20 protein-coding genes are annotated in these 24,232 nt (G+C 43.1%); 10 read left to right on the top strand and 10 right to left on the bottom strand.

The features are described 5' to 3' along the window. Positions 1-44 precede the first annotated feature (44 nt). The 4 genes from DEO27_RS08730 to DEO27_RS08745 form a co-directional block, all read right to left on the bottom strand. A complete protein-coding gene (locus DEO27_RS08730) occupies positions 45-908 on the bottom strand; it encodes an alpha/beta hydrolase (protein ID WP_112570560.1) in 864 nt (287 codons plus the stop codon). A gap of 4 nt (positions 909-912) precedes the next feature. Next, positions 913-2,529 (bottom strand): carboxylesterase/lipase family protein, encoded by a 1,617-nt coding sequence (locus DEO27_RS08735; RefSeq protein WP_112570562.1) that lies wholly within the window; start codon positions 2,527-2,529, stop codon positions 913-915. Between the two features lie 194 nt (positions 2,530-2,723). Continuing rightward, positions 2,724-3,527, bottom strand: coding sequence for an MBL fold metallo-hydrolase (locus DEO27_RS08740; RefSeq protein WP_112570564.1), 804 nt, complete (start codon positions 3,525-3,527; stop codon positions 2,724-2,726). A gap of 29 nt (positions 3,528-3,556) precedes the next feature. Next, entirely contained in the window at positions 3,557-4,126 is a 570-nt protein-coding gene (locus DEO27_RS08745) for a DoxX family membrane protein (protein ID WP_112570566.1), read from the bottom strand. Positions 4,127-4,210: 84 nt separating this feature from the next. Between DEO27_RS08745 and DEO27_RS08750 the strand changes: the two genes are divergently transcribed. From DEO27_RS08750 to DEO27_RS08765, 4 genes are all read left to right on the top strand, one after another. After that, positions 4,211-5,704 carry a PLP-dependent aminotransferase family protein gene (locus DEO27_RS08750; protein WP_112570568.1) on the top strand — a complete coding sequence of 498 codons (1,494 nt, stop codon included), beginning with the start codon at positions 4,211-4,213 and terminating at the stop codon, positions 5,702-5,704. A gap of 1,067 nt (positions 5,705-6,771) precedes the next feature. After that, a complete protein-coding gene (locus DEO27_RS08755; protein WP_223818193.1) occupies positions 6,772-9,768 on the top strand; it encodes a glycosyl hydrolase family 28-related protein in 2,997 nt (998 codons plus the stop codon). 22 nt (positions 9,769-9,790) lie between these two features. Next, positions 9,791-11,050 (top strand): DUF5009 domain-containing protein, encoded by a 1,260-nt coding sequence (locus DEO27_RS08760; RefSeq protein WP_112570570.1) that lies wholly within the window; start codon positions 9,791-9,793, stop codon positions 11,048-11,050. A gap of 23 nt (positions 11,051-11,073) precedes the next feature. Beyond that, positions 11,074-12,222, top strand: coding sequence for a glycoside hydrolase family 18 protein (locus DEO27_RS08765; protein WP_112570572.1), 1,149 nt, complete (start codon positions 11,074-11,076; stop codon positions 12,220-12,222). A gap of 266 nt (positions 12,223-12,488) precedes the next feature. Here the strand turns inward: DEO27_RS08765 and DEO27_RS08770 are convergent, their stop codons facing one another. The 6 genes from DEO27_RS08770 to DEO27_RS08795 all read right to left on the bottom strand — a co-directional run bounded on the left by DEO27_RS08770 (position 12,489) and on the right by DEO27_RS08795 (position 17,938). After that, on the bottom strand, positions 12,489-13,247 hold the full coding sequence (locus DEO27_RS08770; protein ID WP_112570574.1) for a 6-phosphogluconolactonase: 759 nt from the start codon (positions 13,245-13,247) through the stop codon (positions 12,489-12,491). A gap of 167 nt (positions 13,248-13,414) precedes the next feature. Continuing rightward, complete coding sequence (locus DEO27_RS08775) at positions 13,415-13,681, bottom strand: HPr family phosphocarrier protein (RefSeq protein ID WP_112570576.1); 267 nt, start codon at positions 13,679-13,681, stop codon at positions 13,415-13,417. Then, positions 13,678-15,390 (bottom strand): phosphoenolpyruvate--protein phosphotransferase, encoded by a 1,713-nt coding sequence (gene ptsP / locus DEO27_RS08780; protein ID WP_112570578.1) that lies wholly within the window; start codon positions 15,388-15,390, stop codon positions 13,678-13,680. Before ptsP ends, DEO27_RS08775 begins: the two co-directional genes overlap by 4 nt. A 12-nt stretch (positions 15,391-15,402) precedes the next feature. After that, positions 15,403-16,995: a PTS system mannose/fructose/sorbose family transporter subunit IID gene (locus DEO27_RS31700; RefSeq protein ID WP_223818194.1), complete on the bottom strand. Its 1,593-nt coding sequence runs from the start codon at positions 16,993-16,995 to the stop codon at positions 15,403-15,405. A gap of 42 nt (positions 16,996-17,037) precedes the next feature. After that, positions 17,038-17,508, bottom strand: coding sequence for a PTS sugar transporter subunit IIB (locus tag DEO27_RS08790; protein WP_112570588.1), 471 nt, complete (start codon positions 17,506-17,508; stop codon positions 17,038-17,040). Further along, positions 17,501-17,938, bottom strand: a complete 438-nt coding sequence (locus tag DEO27_RS08795) for a PTS sugar transporter subunit IIA (protein ID WP_112570590.1) — start codon at positions 17,936-17,938, stop codon at positions 17,501-17,503. The genes DEO27_RS08790 and DEO27_RS08795 overlap by 8 nt, the downstream gene beginning before the upstream one ends. A 376-nt stretch (positions 17,939-18,314) precedes the next feature. Here DEO27_RS08795 and DEO27_RS08800 point away from each other — a divergent pair, with 376 nt between their 5' ends. The 6 genes from DEO27_RS08800 to DEO27_RS08825 all read left to right on the top strand — a co-directional run bounded on the left by DEO27_RS08800 (position 18,315) and on the right by DEO27_RS08825 (position 24,201). Continuing rightward, complete coding sequence (locus tag DEO27_RS08800; RefSeq protein WP_112570592.1) at positions 18,315-20,168, top strand: glycoside hydrolase family 9 protein; 1,854 nt, start codon at positions 18,315-18,317, stop codon at positions 20,166-20,168. A 23-nt stretch (positions 20,169-20,191) separates the two neighbouring features. Continuing rightward, positions 20,192-21,325: a redoxin family protein gene (locus tag DEO27_RS08805; protein WP_112570594.1), complete on the top strand. Its 1,134-nt coding sequence runs from the start codon at positions 20,192-20,194 to the stop codon at positions 21,323-21,325. A gap of 9 nt (positions 21,326-21,334) precedes the next feature. Next, positions 21,335-22,087, top strand: a complete 753-nt coding sequence (locus DEO27_RS08810; RefSeq protein ID WP_112570596.1) for a ThuA domain-containing protein — start codon at positions 21,335-21,337, stop codon at positions 22,085-22,087. A gap of 25 nt (positions 22,088-22,112) precedes the next feature. Further along, positions 22,113-22,871 carry a ThuA domain-containing protein gene (locus DEO27_RS08815; RefSeq protein ID WP_112570598.1) on the top strand — a complete coding sequence of 253 codons (759 nt, stop codon included), beginning with the start codon at positions 22,113-22,115 and terminating at the stop codon, positions 22,869-22,871. Between the two features lie 75 nt (positions 22,872-22,946). Next, positions 22,947-23,423, top strand: coding sequence for a hypothetical protein (locus tag DEO27_RS08820; protein WP_112570600.1), 477 nt, complete (start codon positions 22,947-22,949; stop codon positions 23,421-23,423). 19 nt (positions 23,424-23,442) lie between these two features. Continuing rightward, positions 23,443-24,201, top strand: coding sequence for a ThuA domain-containing protein (locus tag DEO27_RS08825; RefSeq protein ID WP_112570602.1), 759 nt, complete (start codon positions 23,443-23,445; stop codon positions 24,199-24,201). The last annotated feature ends 31 nt before the right edge of the window (positions 24,202-24,232 follow it).

Here is a 24,232-nt window from a genome sequence, read left to right on the forward strand (position 1 = left end):
ATAAAGGGAAGGCTGACAATACCTTCCCTTTATACTTGTAGTCCTTACAAAATATAAGTACCGTTCGCTTTTAAAACCTTGCTGAAGAATAACAAGTGCCCCGGTAAGGCATTTTGCCAAAATTCCCAGGTATGGCCTCCCGGTTGTTCTGAATAATCATGAGGGGTATGATTATAAACCAATCTTCTGTGCAATTCCCTATTTGGTTCAAGCAAAAAGTCATCAACTCCAATATTAATTGCCAGCGGTAAACCGTTTCTCCTCATCTGATCGGCCATGTTCACTACCGAGTAGGGCAGGAAAGAGTCCGGTGTCATCGGTCCCCAGATTTTATCAAGCATTTTGGTAAGCATCTCAAACCTGTCGGGAGGTAATTTCCAGGTGGTCATGTTTGGGTCGAGGGCGCCGCTCATGCTTCCGGCAGCCGCAAACAGTTCAGGGTGTCTTGTCGAGAGGTACAAAGAACCAAAGCCACCCATAGATAAACCGGTGATCAATCTGCCTTTTTTATCGGCAATGGTACGGTACTTACTATCTATGAATGGAATTACTTCGTTTATGATATAGGTTTCAAACTTGCTGTTAGGATCAACCGGGCTGTCAACATAATAACTAAAGGTTTCACCTTCGGGCATTACAATAATGATATTGTATTCATCGGCAAGGTCTTTTACCAGCGATTTATCGGGCGTTTTAAGCAGCCAATCGTCAAAATGCCCATAGCCACCATGTAACAGGTATAGCACCGGGAAATTGGCTTTGCCTTTTGCGTAAGCCTTTGGAAAAGCAATAGCCGCCTTATAAGTTTTGTTCATAGCAGCACTTGGAATCTGCACTGTATCAACCTTTGCAGCAAAAGCCCATATGCTGTAAAGTACCAGGGGGATAATTAAAGTTAGCCTTTTCATGTGCTTACGGTTTAGGTGCGGCTGCTACTATTTGCAATAACTCGTCATCAGGGTGGTTTTTAACAACGCATTGGTTATCCAGTATCATAGTCGCGCCATTATCGGCTGTATATGCAGGCCACTTAGGTAATGAAGATGTGTTGGGGTTGCCGGTTTTAGCAAAGTTTATCCATGCGCTGCTTATTTTATCGGCAAGGGCATAGGCTTCTTTACCGCCGCCTGTCATTTCCTGGCAACGTGCTATGTTATTAAACTGGAAAGCGATATCCATACAGTGCATAGCCTTGTACATGCCGCCGTTTACAGGTGACTGCCAGGTAAATAGGTACATATAAACCGGTGCGGCACCGCTCACCGCTTTTTCATTGGCTTGTTTGATAGCTAATGAACGGAAGTTAAATTCGATATCAGTATATTCTGATGGCTTTGAAATGGTTGGATAGGCCTTTTGAGCGGCAGCCATGAAAGCATCTGTTTTATCGCCATATTTTTTTTGCAGACTCGCCTTTAATTCATCCATTGTTTGGCTTTTGGGGCCGGGTACAAATGGTGCGAATTCGTTTTTGGTGGTGCCTACCAATAGCGGGACATTCTTAGACAGGTCTTTAGCTGCCTGATCGGATGGTTGATAAGGCAAGAAATCCCCGTCTAAAGCCGGTCCCCAGCCATTTATGCCTTTTCCTTCTTTTCTTAAATCGGCAGATACCTTGCGCATAGCTTTTTTACCGGCTTCGTTTAATATATCATACGGTAATTTCTGAAGTGAATCAACTTGTGAAGGTTGCAGGTGAAGTTCTTCCAATAACGCCGCGGCAACTTTTTGGGTAACCGATTTTTCGTTGAAGTTAGTGATATAACTGCCACTTTCAACAATGGCGTTTTTAAACAAACCTTTTGCAGATGGTGCGTTCATTAGGGATGTAACCTTACCGCCACCGCCAGACTGACCAAAGATGGTTACGTTATCCGGATCGCCGCCAAACTGGGCTATGTTTTGTTTAACCCATTCCAGAGCCATTTTCAGATCAAGCAGCCCTGCATTTGATGAACCTTTATATTTATCGCCATAGGCAGATAGGTCAAGAAAGCCAAGGATATTTAAACGGTGATTTACAGATACCAATACCACATCCCCCTTTTTTGCAAGGTTTTCACCATCGTATGACGGAAGCTCGATTGATGAGCCTGCGGTAAAACCACCGCCGTGCAGCCAAACCATTACCGGGCGTTTTTTACCATCGTTTAATTTCTGTGTCCATACATTGAGCGACTGGCAATGCTCGTTTGAGTAACCCAGATCATGCTGAAAGGCAAACTCAAATTCATCATTAACGGTTGTTGTAGGATCAGTAGGGCAAACCGGGCCGTAAGTTTTTGAACTGCGTACATCTGTCCATGGTGTAGGTTTCTCGGGAGCCATAAAACGGTCGGCTTTGGCATAGGGGATACCTTTAAAGGTATAAATGCCATTGTGGATGTAGCCTTTTACTTTACCGCTTTCGGTTGATGTTACAGCCACATCATTACCGGCAACAACGGGTTCATTGCTGTTTTGGCAAAATACCGTTACGGGTAAAAAGCAAATAAATAAAAGCAGCATGAGGGTACTGTTTTTTTTCATAATTGTATTTGGTTAAATTGGTTTAAAGCAATAGGTCCCTGCACGCTCGAGGGATCCTGGAAGAAGAAATATAACAATCAGCAATTAATTCTGATGTTATTGTGTAAATATAACACAATGGTTTTGCCAAATACAATTTATATCATACTTTTTACTTTCAGAAATTTCTGTTTAAATATTGTGTTTCTGGGTTTTTATAAGCCGTAACTATCTTTATATCGCTGCATCGAAGCTTCAAATATTTCCATAGCGTTGCCCTCAATATCCTGGTTTTCGAATGCGCCGTAAACCGTATCAAAATTAAGTTGAGCTGCTTTTTGATAAACTTTGGCAAATTCTGTTTTGGAGAGTAGTATAATATTAGGATAGCTGTACATGATAGCCATGTGCTGCTTGCTACGGGCTATATTAAAGGTATCGCCGCAAAGCATCATACCTTGAGGTGTTAATCCTTTTATATGTAACACGCAACTACCTGCAAAATGCCCGCCGATATGCACTATACTTATCCCGTCCCAAAGTTGGGTAGTGTTACCATCCCATAAGTAGATATATGGACTATCAAAAGGCACCCATTCGGCGTCGTTTTGGTGGATGTAGATTGGACATTCAAATTCGGCCGCCCAATCATTCATATTGCTATAATAATGCGGGTGCGAAAAGGCGATGGCTTTTAACCCACCTTTAGCCCGGATAAAATCTATTGTTGCTTTATCCAGATATGGGATGCAATCCCACAAAATATTACCTTCCGGCGAGATCAATAGTAATGCCCTTTGGGCTATGGCAAAATCTGGTTGTATTTTGAGCGCGTACAGGTGCTCGTTTAGCTGTGTGATTTTAATTGTATGATGTTCTAATTCAGTAGAAAGCGTCCATTGCTGACCGCTTTCCGAAACATACTGACGGTCATCGGTACAGATCGGGCAAATTGAGGGCGTCGTTGGTTCAGCCAAAAATTGTGTACCACAAGTGCCGCAGATGATGGTTTTGTTCATGATTTTATAAACTTTGTCTAAGAGGTGTTTTATATGCGATAATCTATCTGAGCTAAAGCCCTGATCTGTTTTAGATCGATGACAGTGTGGTGAAGGTCCTGGTCATCAGCTTTCAATCCATTTTGCTGGGATTGGTAGGCTGATAACTTCTTATTAACGAGCCGTGTGGCTAACCATTTATCCAAAGTCCACGAATATTGCGTTAATGATGCCAGCAGAAAGCTTGCTGCACTCAGTGTAAAAACCGAATAGCCCAAAGGTGATTCGATGCCGAAAGAGATTGCCATCGCGATAGCGAAACATAAACTCAGTATGCCGCTGCCAATAGCTGCCATACGGGTAAATAAGCCCAATATCAGCAATAGTCCAAATCCGCCCTCGCCGATAGTGGCGATAGTTGCGAGCGGGTTTACTATGCCTTCGGGCAGGAAACTCATTACTTGTTTGGCGTAGGCCACAAAATGTTTCCAGTCGCCCCAGCCAACGTGAGGATGCCCATTGGGGCCGAATAAACCAAGCCTGTCGGCTACTTCCCACAGGTAGCTTATGCCTATAGCTACCCTGAGGTATATGGATGAAAGTTTTTGATTGATATGCATGGGTTTTATTTTTTTTGATGATCAAAATTACCATGCTTTTGGACTATAATTGTAGTCCAGAATGTAGATTAAAGATAGTCCAATATGATGCTTGTTGAAAGCTTATTAAGCGTGGATAAAAGCAGCCAGGTGCCTGTTTACCTGCAAATTAGTAATGGTATTATCCGTTATATCAGGCAGGGCACTTTGAAGCCCGGCTCCGCACTTCCTGCCAGTCGGGCCTTGTCGACAACTTTAAATGTCCATCGCAAAACGGTAGTGGCCGCTTATGACGAGCTTTATGCCCAAAGCTGGGTAGATGTGATACCCCGCAAAGGGATCTACGTGGCTAAAAATCTGCCCGATGTTGCACCCCGGCCAATCGAAAAGGCCGTCATGAAGCATAGCCTGGCTAACAAAACATCATTCAAGGTGGATGACAACAGGATCGGGCCGCAACGTATGTTCGTCGGTATCCCCGACGGCAACCTAACCTTTACCGAGGGCTTTCCCGACACCCGTATTGCGCCTGTTGACTTAATGGTACGCGAATACAGGCGAATGGCGGGCTATCATTTTACGCATAAATATCTGATGTATGGCCCGGAGCAGGGTTCGGAAAACTTAAGAAACGAACTTGCCCGTTTTTTGGGCGAAACCCGTGGCCTGCACGTAACTCCCGGAGATATTTTAATAACCAAAGGCGTTCAAATGGCGCTTTACCTGTGTGCCCAGGTACTGGTCAATAAAAACGATATCGTAATTGTTGGCGACCCGGGATACAACGGTGCCAATGAAGTGTTTGAGCAGGCTGGCGCTCAGTTGGCGTTTGTGCCGGTAGATGAGCATGGCATAGATATTAATGCTGTCGAAGCTATCTGTAAGGTTAAAAAAGTGCGGATGTTATATGTTGTGCCGCATCACCACCAGCCTACTACGGTTACACTCAGCTCCAAAAGGCGTATGCATTTACTGGAACTGGCTGCCAAATATCAGTTCGCCATCATTGAAGATGATTATGACTTTGATTTTCACTATACCAGCGGCCCGATATTGCCATTGGCCAGTGCAGATTATTACGGAAACGTAATATACGTTGGTTCATTTTGTAAAACAATTGCTCCGGGAATCCGCATTGGTTTTATGATTGCGCCTCAAAACTTCATGGTTCAGGCTACGCGGTTACGAAGGCTGATTGACAGGCAGGGCGAGCATTTGCTCGAAGAGGCTATGGCAAGTTTGTTAAAGAATGGCGATATCGGCAGGCACCTTAAAAAAGCTAATAAGCTTTATCACGAACGGCGTGATATCCTTTGCCGGCTGCTACAGGAGCAATTGGGCGAATATATTTCATTTAAAATACCCAGCGGTGGCTTTGCAATATGGGTAAAGTATCTTCATGACCTTGACACAGCAATAGTATCAAAAAAAGCTAACGAATTGGGCTTATCCATAGGGGCGGGGCTCGACTATTATTATGATAAGTCAGTTAGGCACAGCTTTGTGCGAATAGGTTTTGCCTCCTTAAATGAAAAAGAAATGCTTGAGGCGGTAAGTATCTGGAAAAAGGCCATCATGAAATGTCTGCACTTGGCTTAAAAGTTTGGCATAGGGGGTAAATACCGAATAATATCGCTTTGACTAATGCCCGTGTCATGTTTTGGCAGTTGTGTGTCAGGTTTTTAAGGAGTCAATTTTCTGCCAAAATTGGTATTTGTCATGCTTGTGACAAATTGTCGGTTAATTTTTTTCAAATTGCTAAGGGGGGTGTTATTTAAAAATACGGTGCATTTTTTTTACAAAAAAATGTTTGATAGAGCATTTTTAACCTTGTAACGCAATGTGTGAAATTACGTAGCGAAATAAATTTCGCTAAAAATAAATTAATGCTGGTTTCACGGTTTTTGTAAAAATAATTCGGCAAAAAACGGCTTAATGATTTTTTCTAACCCGGTTTAGGCCTATTTTTTTGATACTTAACGTGAAAAGCAAATTTAAATTCAAAAAATCTGTGTTTTTAAAATTGAATTTATAGAAAAGCTGAATTTAAAAAATGATGTTTTTGGCCTAACATCTTGATTTTTAGGGGCGATTTTTTAATGGCATATATTTAGCTGAATGCCTGCCAGGAATGATACAATTGTTCTTGCATCCCTGCAACAGCATGCCTGTAGGAACGGTTGTAATTCCCTAAAACATTGTTAGTTCAGTAATTAAAACATTTTAAAAAATTAAAGTTATGTTAACCGTATTAGAAGTTGCCCTTTTCTTAGCTGTTATTATTGTTCCGTTAACTCCTGCAAGAAAAACTGCAAAATAATTGGACATTAAAACCAGTTAATGAATGGGCGGCCTTTGGCTGCCCATTTTCGTTTTAAAGGTATTTGTAAAAGCTCATGCAAATGCCTAAGTAATCCTTTTTCTATTTCTCTTCCCGGCGCAAAAACACCTCCCTTTGTTACCAATTTTCTTGTTTAGCGCTAATGTTACTTATGGTAGTGGTGATGTAGTGCCGTAATAATAGTATCAAACAGCACTATCAGATAGATTTGTGCACCAACAATCCAGTATACGCCTATCAGCAATTTTACATAATCTGTTAAAAAGCACGGCTGATATATTGTGAACATTGGATACCGGTACCATATAAACCATATTATAAAAAAGTGAAAAAGGGAACCCTGTTAGTCACCGCGTTTATTTTTATTCAAACTTTTTGTTTCGGCAATAATATCTCAGCAAAGAATGATAATGGAGGTAAGTCAGTATACCAGGCCCGCCTGCAGGATTCGGACGCTGTTTATTTTACACCTGAAAATTTTAAGATCAAGGCCGATGGCAAAACTGATGTTTCAGATGAACTGCAAGCTGCTGTTACCAAAGTAAAAACCGAGCATAACTTCGGCGTGCTTTTTATCCCCGAAGGAAAATACCTGATCTCCAAAACTATATTTATACCAACTGCTGTAAGGCTGATAGGTTATGGCAAAAACAGACCGCAGATTATCCTGGCTAAAAATTCGCCCGGCTTTCAAAGTGCTGATGAAAATGATAAAGGCCACGCTAAGTACATGTTTTGGTTTGTAAGCAATCTTTCCAAACCTGGCGATGAGGTACATGATGCGGGCGCGTCAACTTTTTATAGCTCAATATCAAACATTAACCTTAAAATAAATGATGGTAATCCTTACGCGGTTGCTATGCGCACCCATTTTGCCCAGCATAGCTTTATAGCTCATGTGGATGTAAATATTGGCAAAGGACTGGCGGGTATGTTTGATGTAGGTAACGAAATGGAAGATATTCGCTTCTTTGGCGGCCAGTATGGCATCTATACCACCAAACCATCACCTGGCTGGCAGTTTATGATGGTTGATACCTATTTTGAAGGGCAGCGAGAAGCTGCTATCCGCACACAGGAGGCAGGGCTTACCATTGTGCGGATGAATGTTAAGCACGTGCCAACAGTAATCAGCATAAACCCAAACTACCATGAAAAATTATTTATGGAGGATTGCCGTTTTGATGGCGTAAGCGGACCTGCTATCATCATCAGTAATGAGGATAATGCTTTTAACCAGATCAACCTTCGCAATGTTGTTTGCCGTAATGTGCCTGTATTGGCCAGCTATCGTCGTAGCGGCAAAACAACACGTGGAACGGGGAATATCTACCGTGTAAAAAACTTTACTTACGGTTTGCAGATGGATGGTCTTGATGCCGATCCGCAATATAAAACCACCGATGAACAAGAACCTTTGACCGCGTTGCCGGAGGCCGCCAAAAAGGACATTCCCGATTTTCCGGCAATTGAAACCTGGGCAAACCTGAAAGCCCTCGGTGCTAAAGGCGATGGCGTTAATGATGATACACAAGCTATACAGGCAGCTATTGACAAATACGAAACCATATATGTGCCGCAAGGCTGGTATCGCGTTAGCCAAACTATTAAACTAAAGCCCGATACCAAATTGATTGGTTTAAACCCCATTGCTACACAGTTTTTAATTGCCGATAATACACCTGCTTTCGGAGGCTTTGGTGGGCCGGTAGCACTGCTGGAATCATCAAAAGGAGGGAGCAACATTTTAAGCGGTATTGGCCTTTGTACCAATGCCGATAATCCACGCGCTGTAGCCTGCAAATGGATGGCAGGCGCCGGTTCATATATGAATGATGTGAAATTTGTTGGTGGTCATGGCGGTATGCAACGTGTTGGCACGCCCAAAAGTACAGCTGGCGGTAGTGCCTACAATCGGGCACAAAATGGCATGGACCCCTCCTGGGATACACAATACTGGAGTCTTTGGGTAACAGATGGCGGTGGCGGTACTTTTAAGGATATCTGGAGTGCCAATACTTACGCCACGGCCGGTACTTATATTTCCAATACGCAAACTCCCGGTCGTATTTATGCCATGTCGATAGAGCATCACGTGCGTAACGAGGTTCGGTTCAATAACGTTGCCAACTGGAAAGTATACGCCATGCAACTGGAAGAAGAAAGCAGGGAAAGTACCGAATGCCAGCCAATGGAATTGGAAAATTCAAGTAATATGGTGTTTGCCAACCTGTATATGTTCAGGGTGATCAGGGTTAACAAGCCCGCGCCGTATTCTATCAGGAAATGGGGCGGTAAAAACATCGAATTGCTGAATGTGCACAATTACAGCCAGATAAAATATACCACTACTTTGCCGCTATATGACATCAATACCGCTACCGAAGTAAGGCCATGGGAATTTGCACGACTTTATATTGATGATAAAGCTAACACGGCCGAACAGCAAGGCGGCACTATCAATAAGCTTGCAACAGGTTTTGAATTTGCATCGGCGGTATGTGCCGATAGTAAAGGCAATATCTATTTCAGCGAGCAGCGCATGAAGCGGATCTATAAATGGTCGGCGGCGGATAAGCAGATTAGTTTGCTGGCTGATTATCCATGGGAGCCGCTGTCCTTAGCTTGTGACAAAAATGATAACCTGCTTGTAGTTTTTAAATATGTGCCGAAGCCAGGCTATCTGGTAAACGGTAAGCCCGAGAAATTTGATAACCCTGCCGATGCTGCCGGCACCTCTTTCAGCGGATGGGGTAATTCGGGATTTGCAAGCTGGGCTTATAGTATCGACCCTAATAATCCCGATGAATCTATCCAAAAACTGAAAACCGTACCCATGGGGCAGGTAAACCCGGTTTATAAAGTGCTGTACCCGGCACACCGCTGGCGCGATTACCATGATTTTAATATGGTAACAGTAAATAAGCCAACAGAGTGTTTTGTAGCGCCCGATGGGGTTACCATTATCCCGGCAGTGTATGATTTGGCCAGATCAACAGCATTGGCAGCCGCATATCCCGGAAAGCCATTATACAGCAGTGATGAGTATGACAAACGTACCGTGAGCACAACGGTAACTAAGGATGGTTATCTTTCTGATTTGAAATATTTTGCCGAAAGGGGAGAGTTTGCCTCTGCAACCGATGATAAAGGAAATGTTTATATAGCCGACGGACAGATTTATGTATACGACAGCGCCGGTAAACAGATCAATGTGATAAAAGTACCCGAGCGGCCAACTGGGTTAGCGTTTGGTGGTTCGGACAATAATACTTTATATATTACGAGCCATAACTCATTGTTTTCCGTAAAAGTTAAATAGAACACCCCTAAATAAAAGCCACATGCAACAATTACCTAAGCGCCTGTTATCTATCGATGTATTGCGTGCCATCACCATGCTGCTGATGATATTTGTTAACGATGCCAGCGGTGTAAAGCATATTCCCGAATGGATAGACCATGCTAAGGGTTTTGAAGACAGGATGGGTTTTGCCGACACTATTTTTCCAGCGTTTTTGTTCATTGTTGGCTTGTCGTTACCATTTGCCATCAATAACAGGATCAAAAAAGGTGATAGCGGCCGGCAGGTTTTGTTTTACATACTGATAAGGAGTGTCGCGTTGCTCATTATGGGTTTTTACCATGTAAACCTTGAAGATTATAATTCATCGGCTGCTATAATTCCGAAAGCAGCATGGGCACTGGTTATCACAACAGCGTTCTTCCTGATCTGGCTGGATTATCCCGAAACTATGGCAAAGGCTAAAAAGTATTCGTTGCAAATACTGGGGATCATTATGCTGATAGCCATGGCCGTAATTTATAAAGGTGGCGAGGATGGTGAGGTACGGGGGATGGAACCATCCTGGTGGGGAATATTAGGTTTAATAGGCTGGGCCTACCTGGTTTGCGCGTTGATATTTTTCGCGGTTAAAGGCAAGTTAAACAGTCTTATCGTAGCATGGATAGTACTGATAGCCATTAATATTATCGCCCATTCGGTATTTAAGATAAAAGTAACACGTGATGAAGAAATGGTCACTATCGCTGGTAACGACGTCACCGGAAGTTTTCTTGGTAACGCGATTATCTTTTTAAAGCCACTCTGGATAATCCATGATGCCTCAACCATGAGCTTAACTATGGGGGGAGTGGTGATCTCTGGCATCTACGCCAGGCTGGTTGAACAAGGGAAAACACAACGGATTTGGGCTACACTGGCTATTATTGGCGTTTTGTTCCTGATTGTCGGTTTTGCCTTACGACCTTATACCGAAGGGATTTCTAAAATTCGTTCAACACCGGCATGGGTGCTCATTTGCTCGGGCATTACTACGCTGGCGTTTTTAATATTGATATATGTGGTTGATGTTAAAGGGAAAATAAGCGCCTTTAACTGGATCAAACCCGCCGGCACCAGTACGCTCACCTGTTACCTGATCCCGTATTTCCAGGTTTTTATACTGGAGTTATTTCATATTAATTATCCGAGTATTATTAACAATGGATTTCCGGGGTTACTGCGTTCATTCCTGACCGCCGTGGTTATTATTCTATTTGTCGGATTACTTGAAAAGAAAAGATTACGCCTGAAGATTTAAATATTATACATACCTAAATTCTAATGACAAACTTTGCATCATTATTGCGGCCGGGGCAATATAGAACCCGGCTGATGGCTTTCCTATGCCTTATACTTTCGGCAAACCTGGTTTATGCGCAGAAAAACCGGGCTAAAAATCATGTTATAATCGGTTATGTAAGTGGCTTTCGGGGGTTAATAGATACCAACATGGTTCATCCGGCAAAGCTTACCCATATTAATTACGCGTTTGTAAATGTGATCGGGAACCGGGCTTTTCTTACCCACCCCCGAACAGATACCATCAACTTCAGGTATTTGGTTGGATTAAAGAAAAAGAACACCGATTTGAAAGTTTTGATTTCGATAGGCGGGTGGCTGTGGAGCAAAAACTTTTCGGATATGGCGCTCACCGATACTTCGCGTAAGGCTTTTGCGGCAAGTGCTGTTGAATTGGTACGTAAGTTTAAAATGGATGGTATTGACATCGACTGGGAGTATCCCAATGAATCCGGCGCAGGTAACGTCCATCGCCCGGAGGATAAACAGAACTATACCAGTTTATTCCTGGAACTGAGGACTCAGTTGAACGCGCTTGAAAAAGAAACCGGTAAAAAATTGTTGCTTACAGCAGCCGTAGGTGCCTTCAGGCATTTTGTGCAGAACACAGAAATGGATAAAGTAGGCGCTTGCCTGGATTATATCAACCTCATGACTTACGATTACGGTGCCGATGTAGCGGTACATCATACCGGCTTGTATGCTTCAAAGTATCTTAAGACAGAAAATAATTCGGATAATGGTACCCGGGTTTTTATTGAAGCTGGTGTTCCGCGGAATAAGCTTGTTTTAGGGATGGCTTTTTACAGTCGTTCCACAAGAGTGTCGGACAGTACCAAAACCGGATTGGGTTCACGCAATCTTGAAAGGATGCGGGGCGGTGGTTATACTTTTATAAAAGATAGTCTGCTTACCAACAAAGCATTTAAATATTATCGGGATAAGAGTGCGAAAGCACCGTATTTGTATAATCCCACAACCCGTCAGTTTTTATCATTTGACGATGAATGGTCAATTAAAAAGAAATGTCGGTACGTGAAAAAGAACGGCATGGCTGGGGTAATGTTCTGGGAATACGTAGATGATAGGAAAGAGTATTTGCTTGACGCCGCTAATAGTCATTTGAATTAAAAATGGTATAAACTCATTGCAAAAAGAACAGCGTTAATTTAACAAAGAACAGCGTGGGATTGTGCGATTCCTCTCTTGAGAGGGGCGGAGGGGTGTGTTTCTGCTTCGATAAGCTTGCGGCAGAACACACCCCTGCTACCCTCGCCCCTCCGCGCCCCCTCTCAAGAGGGGAGTTTTAAAATCCTTTGTTTATTTGATTCCTTAAGCTGAGGGTTATATTGTACCCGGTGGCCTGCTTTATAAAGTTCAGGTTGATTATAAATAAATTACCAATTATAACCACGTTCTTTAGCGTAATCGGCTATTAAAGCGCCCGCATCCGCATCTAACAATATCTCGCAATTTGAATGTAGTTGTACTACAGATGCCGGGATATCCGTGGTTACAGGGCCTAATATGGCTTGTTTAATGATTTCGGCCTTATGGCTGCCTTTTGCTATCAGGATAAGCTTGCGGGTATGCATAATGTTTTTAACGCCACGGGTTAGGCCACCAAGTTCGGTTTCTGGTGGGACTTGAGTTTCACGGCGTACGCGTGCTTCAAAATCCGGATCCATTGGTGATACCCAGGTTTCACTTTCAAAGGGCGTTCCTGGCTGATTGATGCCAATATGTCCATTACTGCCGATACCCAGCATCTGCAAATCGGCTCCGCCTCGCTCGGCAAGGCGTTTTTCAAACAGGATACTCTCTGCCACAAAATCATTAGAAAGGGTAGGCGGCATAATAAAGTTTTTTTCAGGAATCCCCAGCGGACCGGCAATCTGGTTCAGGATCATGGTATAGCAACTGCCTGTGTATTCGCGCTCCAGGTTAGTGAGTTCATCTACATTAAACAGGGTAATGTTTGATACATCAAACGGGTATTGAGCGTGAATTTCCGAAACAATGCGGTGCATCCCAATGGTAGTTTGCCCGGTTGAAAGGCCAATTACCGATGTTCGTTTTTCAAGCATCTGCGCTATGATGCGCCATGCCGCGGTGATATCAAATTCCTGCTCGCTTTTGGTTATAGTTACTTTCATGTATAATTTCTATGCTTTTTAATTCATTGCCGTTGACTTTAGTCAACGGAATAGTGACAAATAATTTAATGGCTTTAGCCGAATTGTTGCTTGTATTTGGGCTAAAGCCCGCTTACTGTTGCCTTTACCGTTGACTAAAGTCAACGGCAACGAATAGCTTAGTTGTTTTAAAGTTCTTTAAGCTGTTTGGTGAAAAAATCATCGATAATAACTGCTGCGCTCACTTCATCCTCGCCATCCATAATTACCGAAACGGTTTCGCCGCCTTTAATGCTCAGCGATAGGATATTAAGCAAACTGTTCAGTTTAACGGTTTTGTCGCCTTTTTTTAAACTGGTGGCCGATTTAAAGCCTTTTACCAGTTTAACAAGCTGGGTTGCCGGTCGGGCATGCATTCCCTGCGCCGATGTGATGATATAATCTTTGGTTATCATTGGGTTATCTCCTTTAAATAAGCAATAACGTTTTCTGAACTATCCATGGCCATTACCTGTTGGCATACCTGCTTAGCTGTTGCTTCGCTATTATTAATGATGATGTTTTTAATTGCTGGAATGGAGGCAGCACTCATGGAAAACTCTTCAAGCCCCATGCCTAATAATAACAGGGTTGCCAGCGGGTCGGAGGCCATCTCGCCGCACATGCCCACGTGTATGTTATGCGCACGGCCTTGTTCAATTACATTCAGAATGAGACGTAGTACACCGGGATTAAACGGATCGTACAGGTGGGTGATCTTTTCATTCATCCTGTCTACAGCCAGGGTATACTGGCAAAGGTCGTTGGTGCCAATACTGAAAAAGTCCACTTCTTTAGCAAGGATATCCGCCGTAACAGCGGCTGACGGAATCTCGACCATGATCCCAACCTTCACATCATTGTTGAATGCGACACCAGCTTCAAACAGTTCGTTTTTTGCTTTATTCAGGATGAATTTCGCTTCGCGAATTTCTTTTACGTTAGAGATCATGGGGAACATGATACTAACCGATCCAAATGCGGAGGCCCTTAAAATGGCTTTAAGCTGCACAATAAATAAACCTTCCTGATCGAGCGAAATACGGATTGCACGATAGCCAAGAAAAGGATTAAGTTCGGTTGGTAAGTTGAAGTATGACAGGTGTTTATCGCCACCTATATCAATGGTTCGTATAACTGTAGGTTTGCCTTTTGCCTGTAATACTGCTTTTTTATAAAACTCAAATTGTTCCTCTTCATCCGGGAATGTATCTCGATCCATAAACAGCATTTCGGTACGGAAAAGGCCAACACCTTCGCCGCCGTTATCGTGCACCATAGCCAGGTCATCGGCATCCGAGATATTGGCCAATAGGGTTACCTGTTTACCATCGGCGGTAATGGCAGGCTTGTCTTTCACCGTTTTTAATACCTCGGCCTGTTGCCTGAAGGAGGCGGATTTAGCCGAGTATCTGCTAATAATATCCTCGCCTGGGTTAACATAAACCGAACCGCTGAGGCCGTCTAAAATGATAAAGTCGTTATGGTTGATAGTCATTAACTCATCGCCGCAGGCTACAACCGCAGGCAGCCCTTTTGATTTGGCTATGATGGCCGCGTGCGAGGTGCGGCTACCCGCCTGTGTTGCAAACCCGGTGACAAGGTTCAGGTCTAAAGTGATCGTATCAGAAGGAGTGAGGTCATCGGCAATAACAATGGTATCCGGCTCAAAAGAGCGGTTATTGGTATCGCCTGTACGGTTGATGTATTTGAGGATCCGGTTACCGATATCCTGAAAATCAGCCGAGCGGGCACGCATATACTCATCATCCATGCTTTCAAACAGGGCGACAATGCCGGCGGTAACTTCTATCATAGCATCGTTCGCCGTCTTTTTCTCTTCTTCAATTTTAGCTACCACATCTTCACGAATCTGCGGATCATTGATCAGCTCCACCTGTGTTTCCAGTATAGCTATGTCATCATCATTGAGCATCAGTTGCGAGTTGTTCTTGATGGCATCGATCTCGGCAAGCGCGTTGACAACCGAAATGTCAAAGCGTTCAATTTCCGCTACTATCTCAACCTGGTTTTTTAAAACAATACCGTTGGTGGCAGGCGCGTTTTTTTTAATAACAAACGCCCTTCCTATAGCAATGCCCGGTGAAACTCCAATTCCCTTCATTTATGTTTTTCTTTATGCAAACAGGTGGATAATACTCCCTGCAAAACCAAGCAACAGCAGGCCTAATAACAGGTATGTGGTTTTAATATTCTTTTTAACAAAATAATACACTAAAAAAGTAAGTCCCAACGGTATCATGGCAGGCACTACCTGGTCTAAAATGCTTTGAACGCCCACTGCGGATTTTTCTGTGCCGATATGTAATGGTGTAGTGATGTTCATGAGCGTTACCGGCATAGCCCCAACAACCATCAGCCCTAAAATAGATGAGCCTTTAGTGAGTCTGTCCATTACATTATTTTTGGCCAGGTTTTGCAAAAAGCGGGTGCCTGCATCGTAGCCCACAAAGGTTAGTTTATAACGTAGCAGTAGATGTGGAACATTAAATATGAGCAGGAACAACAATGGCCCCAGGATATTGCCTTTAATAGCCAGCGATGTTCCAACCCCGGCGGCAATCACTTTAAATGTGCCCCAAAACAAAGAGTCGAATACTCCGGCCAGTGGTCCCATCAGGCCCAGTTTTACCGAGTTGATAGATTCTTCATCGAAATCTTCGTCATTACTGTTTTGCTCTTCCATGGCAGCCGTGATGCCCATTATTAATGTAGAACCGTATGGACTGGTATTAAAAAATTGCAGATGTCTTTTCAATGCCGCCGCCATGGCCTCTTTGGTATTGTAAAGCTTTTTAAGAACCGGGATAATGGAAAACGCGAAGCCGGTATTTTGCCAGGTTTCAAAATTGAAATTGGCTTCCAGCGCCAGCGAACGAAAGAACAGCATCCGGATATCACGTTTGCTAAGCTTTGGATTTGGTTTTATTTGCTTTGCCGGTTCTTCATCGAATCCAAAATCATCATCATCATCTTCATCTGTGACAGGTTTAGAGGCAACCTGGGTTACCAATAAAGCAATAATAACGCCTAAGCCGCCAATGGCTATTACCGGTAATTTCAAGTAAGCCGCTAACATAAAACCCAGGAAAAAATAAGGGGCCATGTTTTTATTGAACATGAGGTTCATGAGCAGCGCGAAACCTAATGCGGGCAGCATATTGCCTGCAACCTGTAAGCCTGTTTGTACCCACGCCGGTATCATGTCCAAAAATGTTTTCATAGCGCCGGCACCTAATTGCAGCGCAAGCATAATGATAATGCCCATGAGCACCGGCCTCAATAGGCCTGAAATGATATGCAGGCGTTGAATGCCTTTAAATTCACCATCTTCGGCATATTGATTGAACTTTTTATTGAGCATAGCCCGCAATACAAACAAACCACTGATCACCATTTCGGCCAGTATGGAAACAGGTACGGCTATGGCCAGTGCAATTGCGGGGCCTTTACCTGAGATGATAGCAAACGCGGTACCCAGTACGCCACCCGTGATCACATCAGGAGGTATAGCTGCGCCAACCTTGATGTTTCCCATGAATATGAGTTCAAGCGTAGCACCGATGATCACGCCCTGGGTTACGTCGCCAAGCACCAGGCCAACCAGCGGGCCAAGCACCAGGGGGCGGCTAAGCAGGGTAGTGCCCAGAAAATCTTCCGAATGTCCAAACATCGCTATCAGCGCGATGAGTAAGTATGATACTGACAATTTTGTTAGGTTGTTGTTTGTTAGTTTGTTAGATATGTTTATTTAAATCAGGTTTGCTACAAGTTGTTTGTTATCAGTAGGTACCTGCCTTACTTCAAGCTCAAGGCCTTTTGCCAGCATTTCGCGAATGATAGCTATATCATCGTCATTAACTGCTATCGCTTTTGAGATCAGCTTTGAGCCGTCTTTTGACCGTAAGCCACCGAAGTTGATTGTTGTTATTTCGGGCACTTCCACTGCCAGTGCGGCTGCATCCTTAACGCTATTGATCAGGATTAAAACTTTCGCGTTTTTGCTTTTCTCGTCATTTAAAAAAGCGGCCGCCTCTTTTATCGGTTTGATCAATAGCTTGGTGCCTGCCGGTTTTGCAAGGCCGAGGGTCATCTTCATAAACTCATCCTTGGCCACTTTGTCGTTGGCAATCAGCAGGCAATCGGCACCAAGCGCAGGCGTCCATGTAAAAGCTACCTGGCCATGTACCAACCTGTCATCAATACGGGTTAGCTTAATCATTTTCTTCCTCTTGGTTTTGCGCGGTTAAAAGTTTATTTACATATACCATTTGTTGCTTAGCGTTTTCAATAGCTTCGGCAATTACTTTTTCTGCGGGAGTGTTCGCATCAGCCAATATAATTTCAATGACCAGCGGCAGATTAAAGCCCGAAACCACATGTACGTTAGGCTGCAGGGCATATTGCAGGATTTGATTAGTAACACTGCCCCCCATGATATCCGAAAAAACAATCAATTCATCATTGTCGCCAATTTGATCAACTACCGCTTTGATATCATCTTCTAATGAGCGGTTTTCATCAACATAAGCTTCAATCAAAAAAATGCTATCCGCAGTGCCGGTAATAATATCAAGCGACGATTTTATGCCACCTGCAAGCTTGCCATGCGTTGCTATTAGAAATTTTCTTGTGCTTCCGGTATTCTCCATCGATAATTAAGGTTTTTATATCCGCGTTTAAGGTCGCGGAGCTTTCATAATTGGTTTATATATGAAAATTAATCTTTTGCAATTATCAGTCAAACTTTATTCAATTGCTATTTTGAAGGCACTACAACACCACTACTGTAATTTATTGTGCCGATTTCGGCTATTGAAGAAGTTTGAAGGCATATAATGAAGTTCGAGGTCATAAGTTCGGAGTTTTAAGTCAAAAGCCTTTTGACTTTGGACTTTGAACTATTGACTTATCAGTAGTGCTAATGTAGGGGCATGAAAATATCCATCAGCAACTTTATGTTTTAGCTTTGAAACGGGATACAAAACGCTTTCCTGCCAACCATTTTATAATTCCTTAACTTTATATATGAACCTAAAAAAGCGTATCGATCTTCTTTCGGCTATATGCAAAAAGTGTTGCCTTGTTTTAGCAGGATTGCCATTTATTGTGCAGGCACAAAGTATTAAAGTGGTAACCAATCATGTAGGTTACGAGGATAATAAGGCCAAACGCGCCATTATAGTTGCGGATAGTCATCTTGCCTTTACATCATTTAACCTTATTGATGCTGATAAAGGAAATACTGCATTTACCGGGCAAATCAACTACAGCGGGCCCGTGAACAAATGGAAGAACTTTGAATTTTGGACGCTTGATTTTAGCGGTTTTACAAAACCGGGGGCTTATAAAATCCAATTTAATTCACCTAAGGGTGTTATTTCATCTTACCCCTTTATTATTGGTAAAAACGTGCTTGAAAAAGCAACCATATCTGATGTGGTGTATTACTTTAAAGGACAGCGAAGCTCCGGCTTGTTAGATAAAGCCGATCATCATTTGGTATTATCAGGAACAACGGACACTGTTGACGCGCACGGCGGTTGGTATGATGCCACCGGCGATTATGGCAAACATCTTTCACACCTGTCATTCTCTAATTATTTTAATCCGCAGCAAATCTCATTAACGGCTTTTAGTCTGTTCAAAACCTATGAGTTGTTAAGCGCGCGCCCCGGAACTGATTTCAGACAGTTTAACAGGCGGATTTTAGATGAGGCTATGTATGGAGCCGATTACCTGGTAAGGATGCAGGCGAAAAACGGCTCTTTTTACCGTTCTGTTTCTTCGCCCGGACCCGGTAAGTTACCTAAAGACCGCGTAATTCAGGCGAATGAAGGTAACTACCGGATCAAGCAAACCAAAGATCAATCGTTCACCAAAACCACAACCGGTAAAAACTGGCGCAGTTATCAAGCCAGTTATCGTTCGGGTGCAGGGATTTCTATCGCCGCGTTGGCAATGGCATCAGCTTACCAAACGTCGGGAGAGTTTAGCAATGCAGATTACCTGAAGGCCGCTGAAAATGCCTTTGCCTTTTTGGAAAAGGAAAACCCGCAAATGGATTATGATAAAAAGGAGAATATCCTTGATGATTATTGTGCTTTAAGCGCCGCGACTGAGCTTTACAAGGTAACTCATAAAGAGATATACAAAACAGCAGCCGAAAAACGGGCAAATAATCTGCTCAATCGCTTGAGCTCCTGGAATAAGTATCAAAACTTTTGGCGTGCCGATGATAAAGACCGGCCTTTCTTTCACCCTTCAGATGGAGGGCTGCCGGTTGTTAGTCTGCTGTATTACTACCCATATGCTGCTGCCGATCTGCAGGCAAGGATCAAATTGGCAGTAAGGAAGTCAATGGAGTTTGAGTTAGCTATCACACATGAAGTAAATAATCCCTTTGGCTATAGCCGCGAATTGGTGCAGGATACTTTGGGCAACCGCCATAGTGCTTTCTTTTTCCCGCATGGCAGTGATGCTTCTCCCTGGTGGCAGGGAGAAAATGCAAGGCTTGGTTCAGTAGCTACAGCCGCGCGGATGGCTGCAAACCTGTTTAAGGATGATAAAACTTTTCATGACCAGCTTTCAGGTTTCGCTATTGATCAGCTTAACTGGATTTTAGGATTGAACCCATTTGATGCCAGTATGCTGCAGGGTACAGGGCATAACAATCCGGCGTATGGCTTTTTTGGCACGTTTGAATATACCAACGCGCCGGGCGGTATTGTAAATGGCATTACCTCGGGCTTTGATAATGAGGATGATATTGACTTTAATATTCCCTATGCTGTGTCGGGCAAAGACTCGGACTGGCGCTGGGCCGAGCAATGGTTGCCGCACACGGCCTGGTACCTACTGGCGGTTTCAACAAGCGATTAATTGTAAACCATTATACCTAAGTTATGAAGAACTGGAACTTTCATATAAGTTTTGCCCTCGCGTTGTTATTATGCATCCCGATATTTTGCTTTGCGGCAGATGAGCACAAAACGCTGGCTATCGGCGCTCAGGCACCTGATTTTAGTTTGCCGGGTATTGATGGCAAAACCTACACCTTGCAATCATTTAAAAATGCCAAAGTGCTGGTTGTGGTTTTTATGTGTAACCATTGCCCAACATCACAGGCCTATGAAGATAGGGTGATTAAACTAACCAGTGATTATGCATCAAAGGGTGTTAGTGTTGTGGCTATTAACCCCAATAATCCTTCCTCATTGCGTTATGATGAATTGGGATACAGTGATTTAGGCGATTCATTTGAAGAAATGAAAACACGGGCCAAAGATAAAGGCTTCAACTTCCCATACTTGTACGATGGCGAAACTGAAGTGGCCTCCAACAAATATGGTCCCGTTGCTACTCCCCATATTTTCGTGTTTGATAAAGACAGGAAGCTTAGGTACAACGGCCGGATTGATAATATGGAAAATCCTGCCAAAACCCCAAAATCGCAGGATGCACGTAATGCTATCGACGCTGTGCTTGCAGGTAAAGATATTGCAGTGCCTGTTACAAAGACTTTCGGTTGCTCGGTTAAATGGGCCGAGAAAAAGGATTGGATAGATAAGGCTCAAATTCAATGGGCAAAGGAACCCGTAAAAATTGATACCATCAGCGCTGCCGGAATAGCGACTGTTGTGAAAAATCATTCGGACAGGCTAAGGATGATCAACCTTTGGGCCACCTGGTGCGGCCCTTGTGTAGCCGAGTTTGATGATCTGGTTACGTTAAACAGGCTGTACCGCGACAGGGGGCTTGAGTTTGTGAGTATCAGTGCCGATGATCCTGCTAATAAGGATAAAGCCTTGAAGTTTTTACAGCGCAAGCAATCGTCAGGAACTAATTACATCTACACCGGCGATGATAAATACAAAATGATTGAGGCGGTAGACCCTAAATGGGATGGGGCTTTGCCTTATACCATGCTGGTTGATCCGGATGGGAAAGTAGTATATAGTCACCAGGGGGCCATCGATATCGAAGAACTAAAAAAAGTGATCTGGAATAACCCCATGATGGGCAGGATCTACAAATAATTGATATCGATGAGCAAGCTGAAATATTTTGTAAATACACTAATTCTGCTGTTATTGATAAATATTGCTGTTGCGCAGCAATATAAATTCAGAGCTTTGGTGGTGATTTCCCGGTCAGATGATCACATTAAAATGATGACCGCCGCCAAACCGTTTTTCGAAAAGTTGGGTGAGGACAACCATTTTAAAGTTGATTATACCGACGATTCAAGCAAGATCAATGACGAAAACCTAAAGAATTACCAGGTATTTGTGATGATGCAACTGGCGCCCTTTGATATTTCATACAGTCAGCAGGCCGCTTTGCAAAAGTTTGTTGAGCAAGGGAAAGGTTGGGTCGGGATTCATGGTGCGGGTTTAACCGGAACGGAGTTTTTGGCTAAAAATACCAAATACTGGAAATGGTTTGAGGATTTTATGGGAGGAGTAGTGTATTCGCCGCATCCGGCTTATCAAAAAGGAGCTGTTATTGTGGAAGACCGGCAACATCCGGCCACCAAAAATCTGCCTGCTAAATTTGAGATTTCTGATGAATGGTACGAGTTTGATAAAAGCCCGCGGCCCAATGTGCGTGTTCTGGCTACCGCCGACGAATCAAGTTATAAACAAAACAAGCCAATGGGTGATCATCCCATTATCTGGACGAATGAAAAATACCGCCGCATGATCTATATCGGTATTGGACATGATCCATCGGTATTCACCAATCAAAGTTATATAACACTGCTCAGGGATGCTATCCTTTGGGCGGGATCAAAATAAAATCATCAACCTGTAAACAATCACCATGAAAAAAATAGTACTGATATTAAGTTTTTGCCTGTTAACCGTTGTAAGCGCCTGGGCGCAAAAAGCCCCGCGCTTTAAAGTGATTGCCCTTTATGAAAACGGCGGCCACCATATTGAGTATTCAAAAGCAGCTAAAGTATGGCTGGACAAGCTGGCTGCTGATAATAATTTTTCTATCGATTATATTCAAACTACTGATACAATTGATAGTGCGTTTCTTTCTAATTACCAATTGTTTATCCAGCTGGACTACCCGCCCTATGCCTGGAAAGAAAAAGCGGTTAAAGCATTTGAAAAATATATTGACGAAGGCAAGGGAGGCTGGATTGGTTTTCACCATGCAACCCTTTTGGGCGAGTTTGACGGTTACCCAATGTGGAACTGGTTCTGGAATTTTATGGGCGGTATCCGTTTTAAAAATTACATAGCGACCTTCGCCAAAGGCACCGTCAATGTCGAGGATAAAACCCACCCGGTAATGAAAGGCGTGTCACCATCCTTCCTGGTTCAGAAGGAAGAGTGGTATACTTATGATAAAGATCCGCGGCCTAATGTGCATGTACTGGCATCGGTAGATGAATCAACTTATGAGCCTAAAGATGGCATTACCATGGGCGATCACCCGGTTGTATGGACTAACCCTGCAAAAAAAGCCCGCAACGTTTATATTTTTATGGGCCATTCGCCGATACTTTTTGAGAGTAAGGATTATACCACGCTTTTCAGCAATGCTATTTTCTGGGCAGCTGAAAAATAATATTCAACAAACCTAATTGTGTTCACAACCATGATGAAAAAGCTATTGTTCTTGTGTCTTTTACTTATGCCTCTCATGTCTATAGCACAGGGGAATACATCGCCTATTTTGCTGCAAATGCGTAATGGGAAAGTTTATTTTGACAATGTTTACGCTCTGAACCCAACTTTTAAAAAAGCTGATCTTTATACCAAAGCCTTGAATTGGTTTAAGGGCGATGAAAAGACAATAACTGTAGCTAATGAAAAGAAAGGCGAAGTCGTCGGTACTTATACCACCAGGGTTAACATAGGTAATACCGGTAATTACTATTTTGTAAGGTTTGTGGTTGATGTGATAGTTTACGACGCTACTTATGAGGTCAAGGTTTTTGATATATATGAAAAGCCAATTGAAAAAGGCATCTCAAACGAATATTCAAAGATAGAATACCGCTGGTGGGATTTTAGGCGGGGCAAGCCGTGGTCGGCAGATGATGAGCCATTGTTTAAAGGGGTGAGCTCCACTGTAAATAGCATAATGGATTCGCTTGGTAATGAAATGAATAAATAATCCAGTTGAAGTATTTGTAATGAAGAAATTGATATATACTACCGTGTTTCTGTTGGTGATATTTTTGGCGGTTGACACTGCTTTTGCACAGCAATCTCAATTTAAAGTACTGGCCTTATACTCCACCAATGTTGAAAGCGATCACGTTGATTTTGCCATGGACGCCATAAAGTTTTATGGCAAAATGGCTAAAGCAAAAGGCTTTGCATTTGACACCACAAGCAACTGGGCCGACCTGAACGATAAAAAATTAAAAAATTACCAGGTAGTTATTTGGCTTAATGAGTTTCCGCATAATCAGGCGCAAAGAAGCGCGTTTGAAAAGTTTATGGGCAACGGCGGTTCTTGGTTGGGTTTCCATGTATCTGGCTATAACGATAAGTACACCAAATGGCCATGGTTTGTTGATTTTTTAGGAGCAACATTTTATAATAATAACTGGCCACCGCTGCCCGCCAAAATGATTGTGGACGATAATACGCACCCGGTTACCAAAAGTCTCGGTAAAAGCTATGTTGCTCCTATAAACGAGTGGTATGGTTGGAAGCCTAATCCGCGGGATAATAAAGATATTAAAGTACTGGTAACGCTTGATCCGGCTAATTACCCGTTGGGTAAAAAGGATATCATTCGTGATGGCGATATTCCTGTGGTATGGACTAATACCAAATACAAAATGCTATATATGAACATGGGGCATGGCGATCTGATATTTACCTCGCCCGAGCAAAATCAAATGTTTGAAGATGCTTTGCTATGGTTGGCCGGGAAAAAATAATGTCTTAATGTATTTCAGATAAATAAAAAGC

Source organism: Mucilaginibacter rubeus (genome assembly GCF_003286415.2).
GTDB classification, from domain to species: domain Bacteria; phylum Bacteroidota; class Bacteroidia; order Sphingobacteriales; family Sphingobacteriaceae; genus Mucilaginibacter; species Mucilaginibacter rubeus_A.

Coding starts and splice junctions, on each gene's coding strand:
- DEO27_RS08825 (WP_112570602.1), top strand. CDS start 23,443: ATGAAGAAATTGATATATACTACCGTGTTTCTGTTGGTGATATTTTTG.
- DEO27_RS08770 (WP_112570574.1), bottom strand. CDS start 13,247: ATGAAAGTAACTATAACCAAAAGCGAGCAGGAATTTGATATCACCGCG.
- DEO27_RS08790 (WP_112570588.1), bottom strand. CDS start 17,508: ATGATTAAGCTAACCCGTATTGATGACAGGTTGGTACATGGCCAGGTA.
- DEO27_RS08795 (WP_112570590.1), bottom strand. CDS start 17,938: ATGGAGAATACCGGAAGCACAAGAAAATTTCTAATAGCAACGCATGGC.
- DEO27_RS08760 (WP_112570570.1), top strand. CDS start 9,791: ATGCAACAATTACCTAAGCGCCTGTTATCTATCGATGTATTGCGTGCC.
- DEO27_RS08800 (WP_112570592.1), top strand. CDS start 18,315: ATGAACCTAAAAAAGCGTATCGATCTTCTTTCGGCTATATGCAAAAAG.
- DEO27_RS08735 (WP_112570562.1), bottom strand. CDS start 2,529: ATGAAAAAAAACAGTACCCTCATGCTGCTTTTATTTATTTGCTTTTTA.
- DEO27_RS08750 (WP_112570568.1), top strand. CDS start 4,211: ATGATGCTTGTTGAAAGCTTATTAAGCGTGGATAAAAGCAGCCAGGTG.
- DEO27_RS08765 (WP_112570572.1), top strand. CDS start 11,074: ATGACAAACTTTGCATCATTATTGCGGCCGGGGCAATATAGAACCCGG.
- DEO27_RS08805 (WP_112570594.1), top strand. CDS start 20,192: ATGAAGAACTGGAACTTTCATATAAGTTTTGCCCTCGCGTTGTTATTA.
- DEO27_RS08730 (WP_112570560.1), bottom strand. CDS start 908: ATGAAAAGGCTAACTTTAATTATCCCCCTGGTACTTTACAGCATATGG.
- DEO27_RS08775 (WP_112570576.1), bottom strand. CDS start 13,681: ATGATAACCAAAGATTATATCATCACATCGGCGCAGGGAATGCATGCC.
- DEO27_RS08740 (WP_112570564.1), bottom strand. CDS start 3,527: ATGAACAAAACCATCATCTGCGGCACTTGTGGTACACAATTTTTGGCT.
- DEO27_RS08815 (WP_112570598.1), top strand. CDS start 22,113: ATGAAAAAAATAGTACTGATATTAAGTTTTTGCCTGTTAACCGTTGTA.
- DEO27_RS08745 (WP_112570566.1), bottom strand. CDS start 4,126: ATGCATATCAATCAAAAACTTTCATCCATATACCTCAGGGTAGCTATA.
- DEO27_RS08820 (WP_112570600.1), top strand. CDS start 22,947: ATGTCTATAGCACAGGGGAATACATCGCCTATTTTGCTGCAAATGCGT.
- DEO27_RS08810 (WP_112570596.1), top strand. CDS start 21,335: ATGAGCAAGCTGAAATATTTTGTAAATACACTAATTCTGCTGTTATTG.
- ptsP (WP_112570578.1), bottom strand. CDS start 15,390: ATGAAGGGAATTGGAGTTTCACCGGGCATTGCTATAGGAAGGGCGTTT.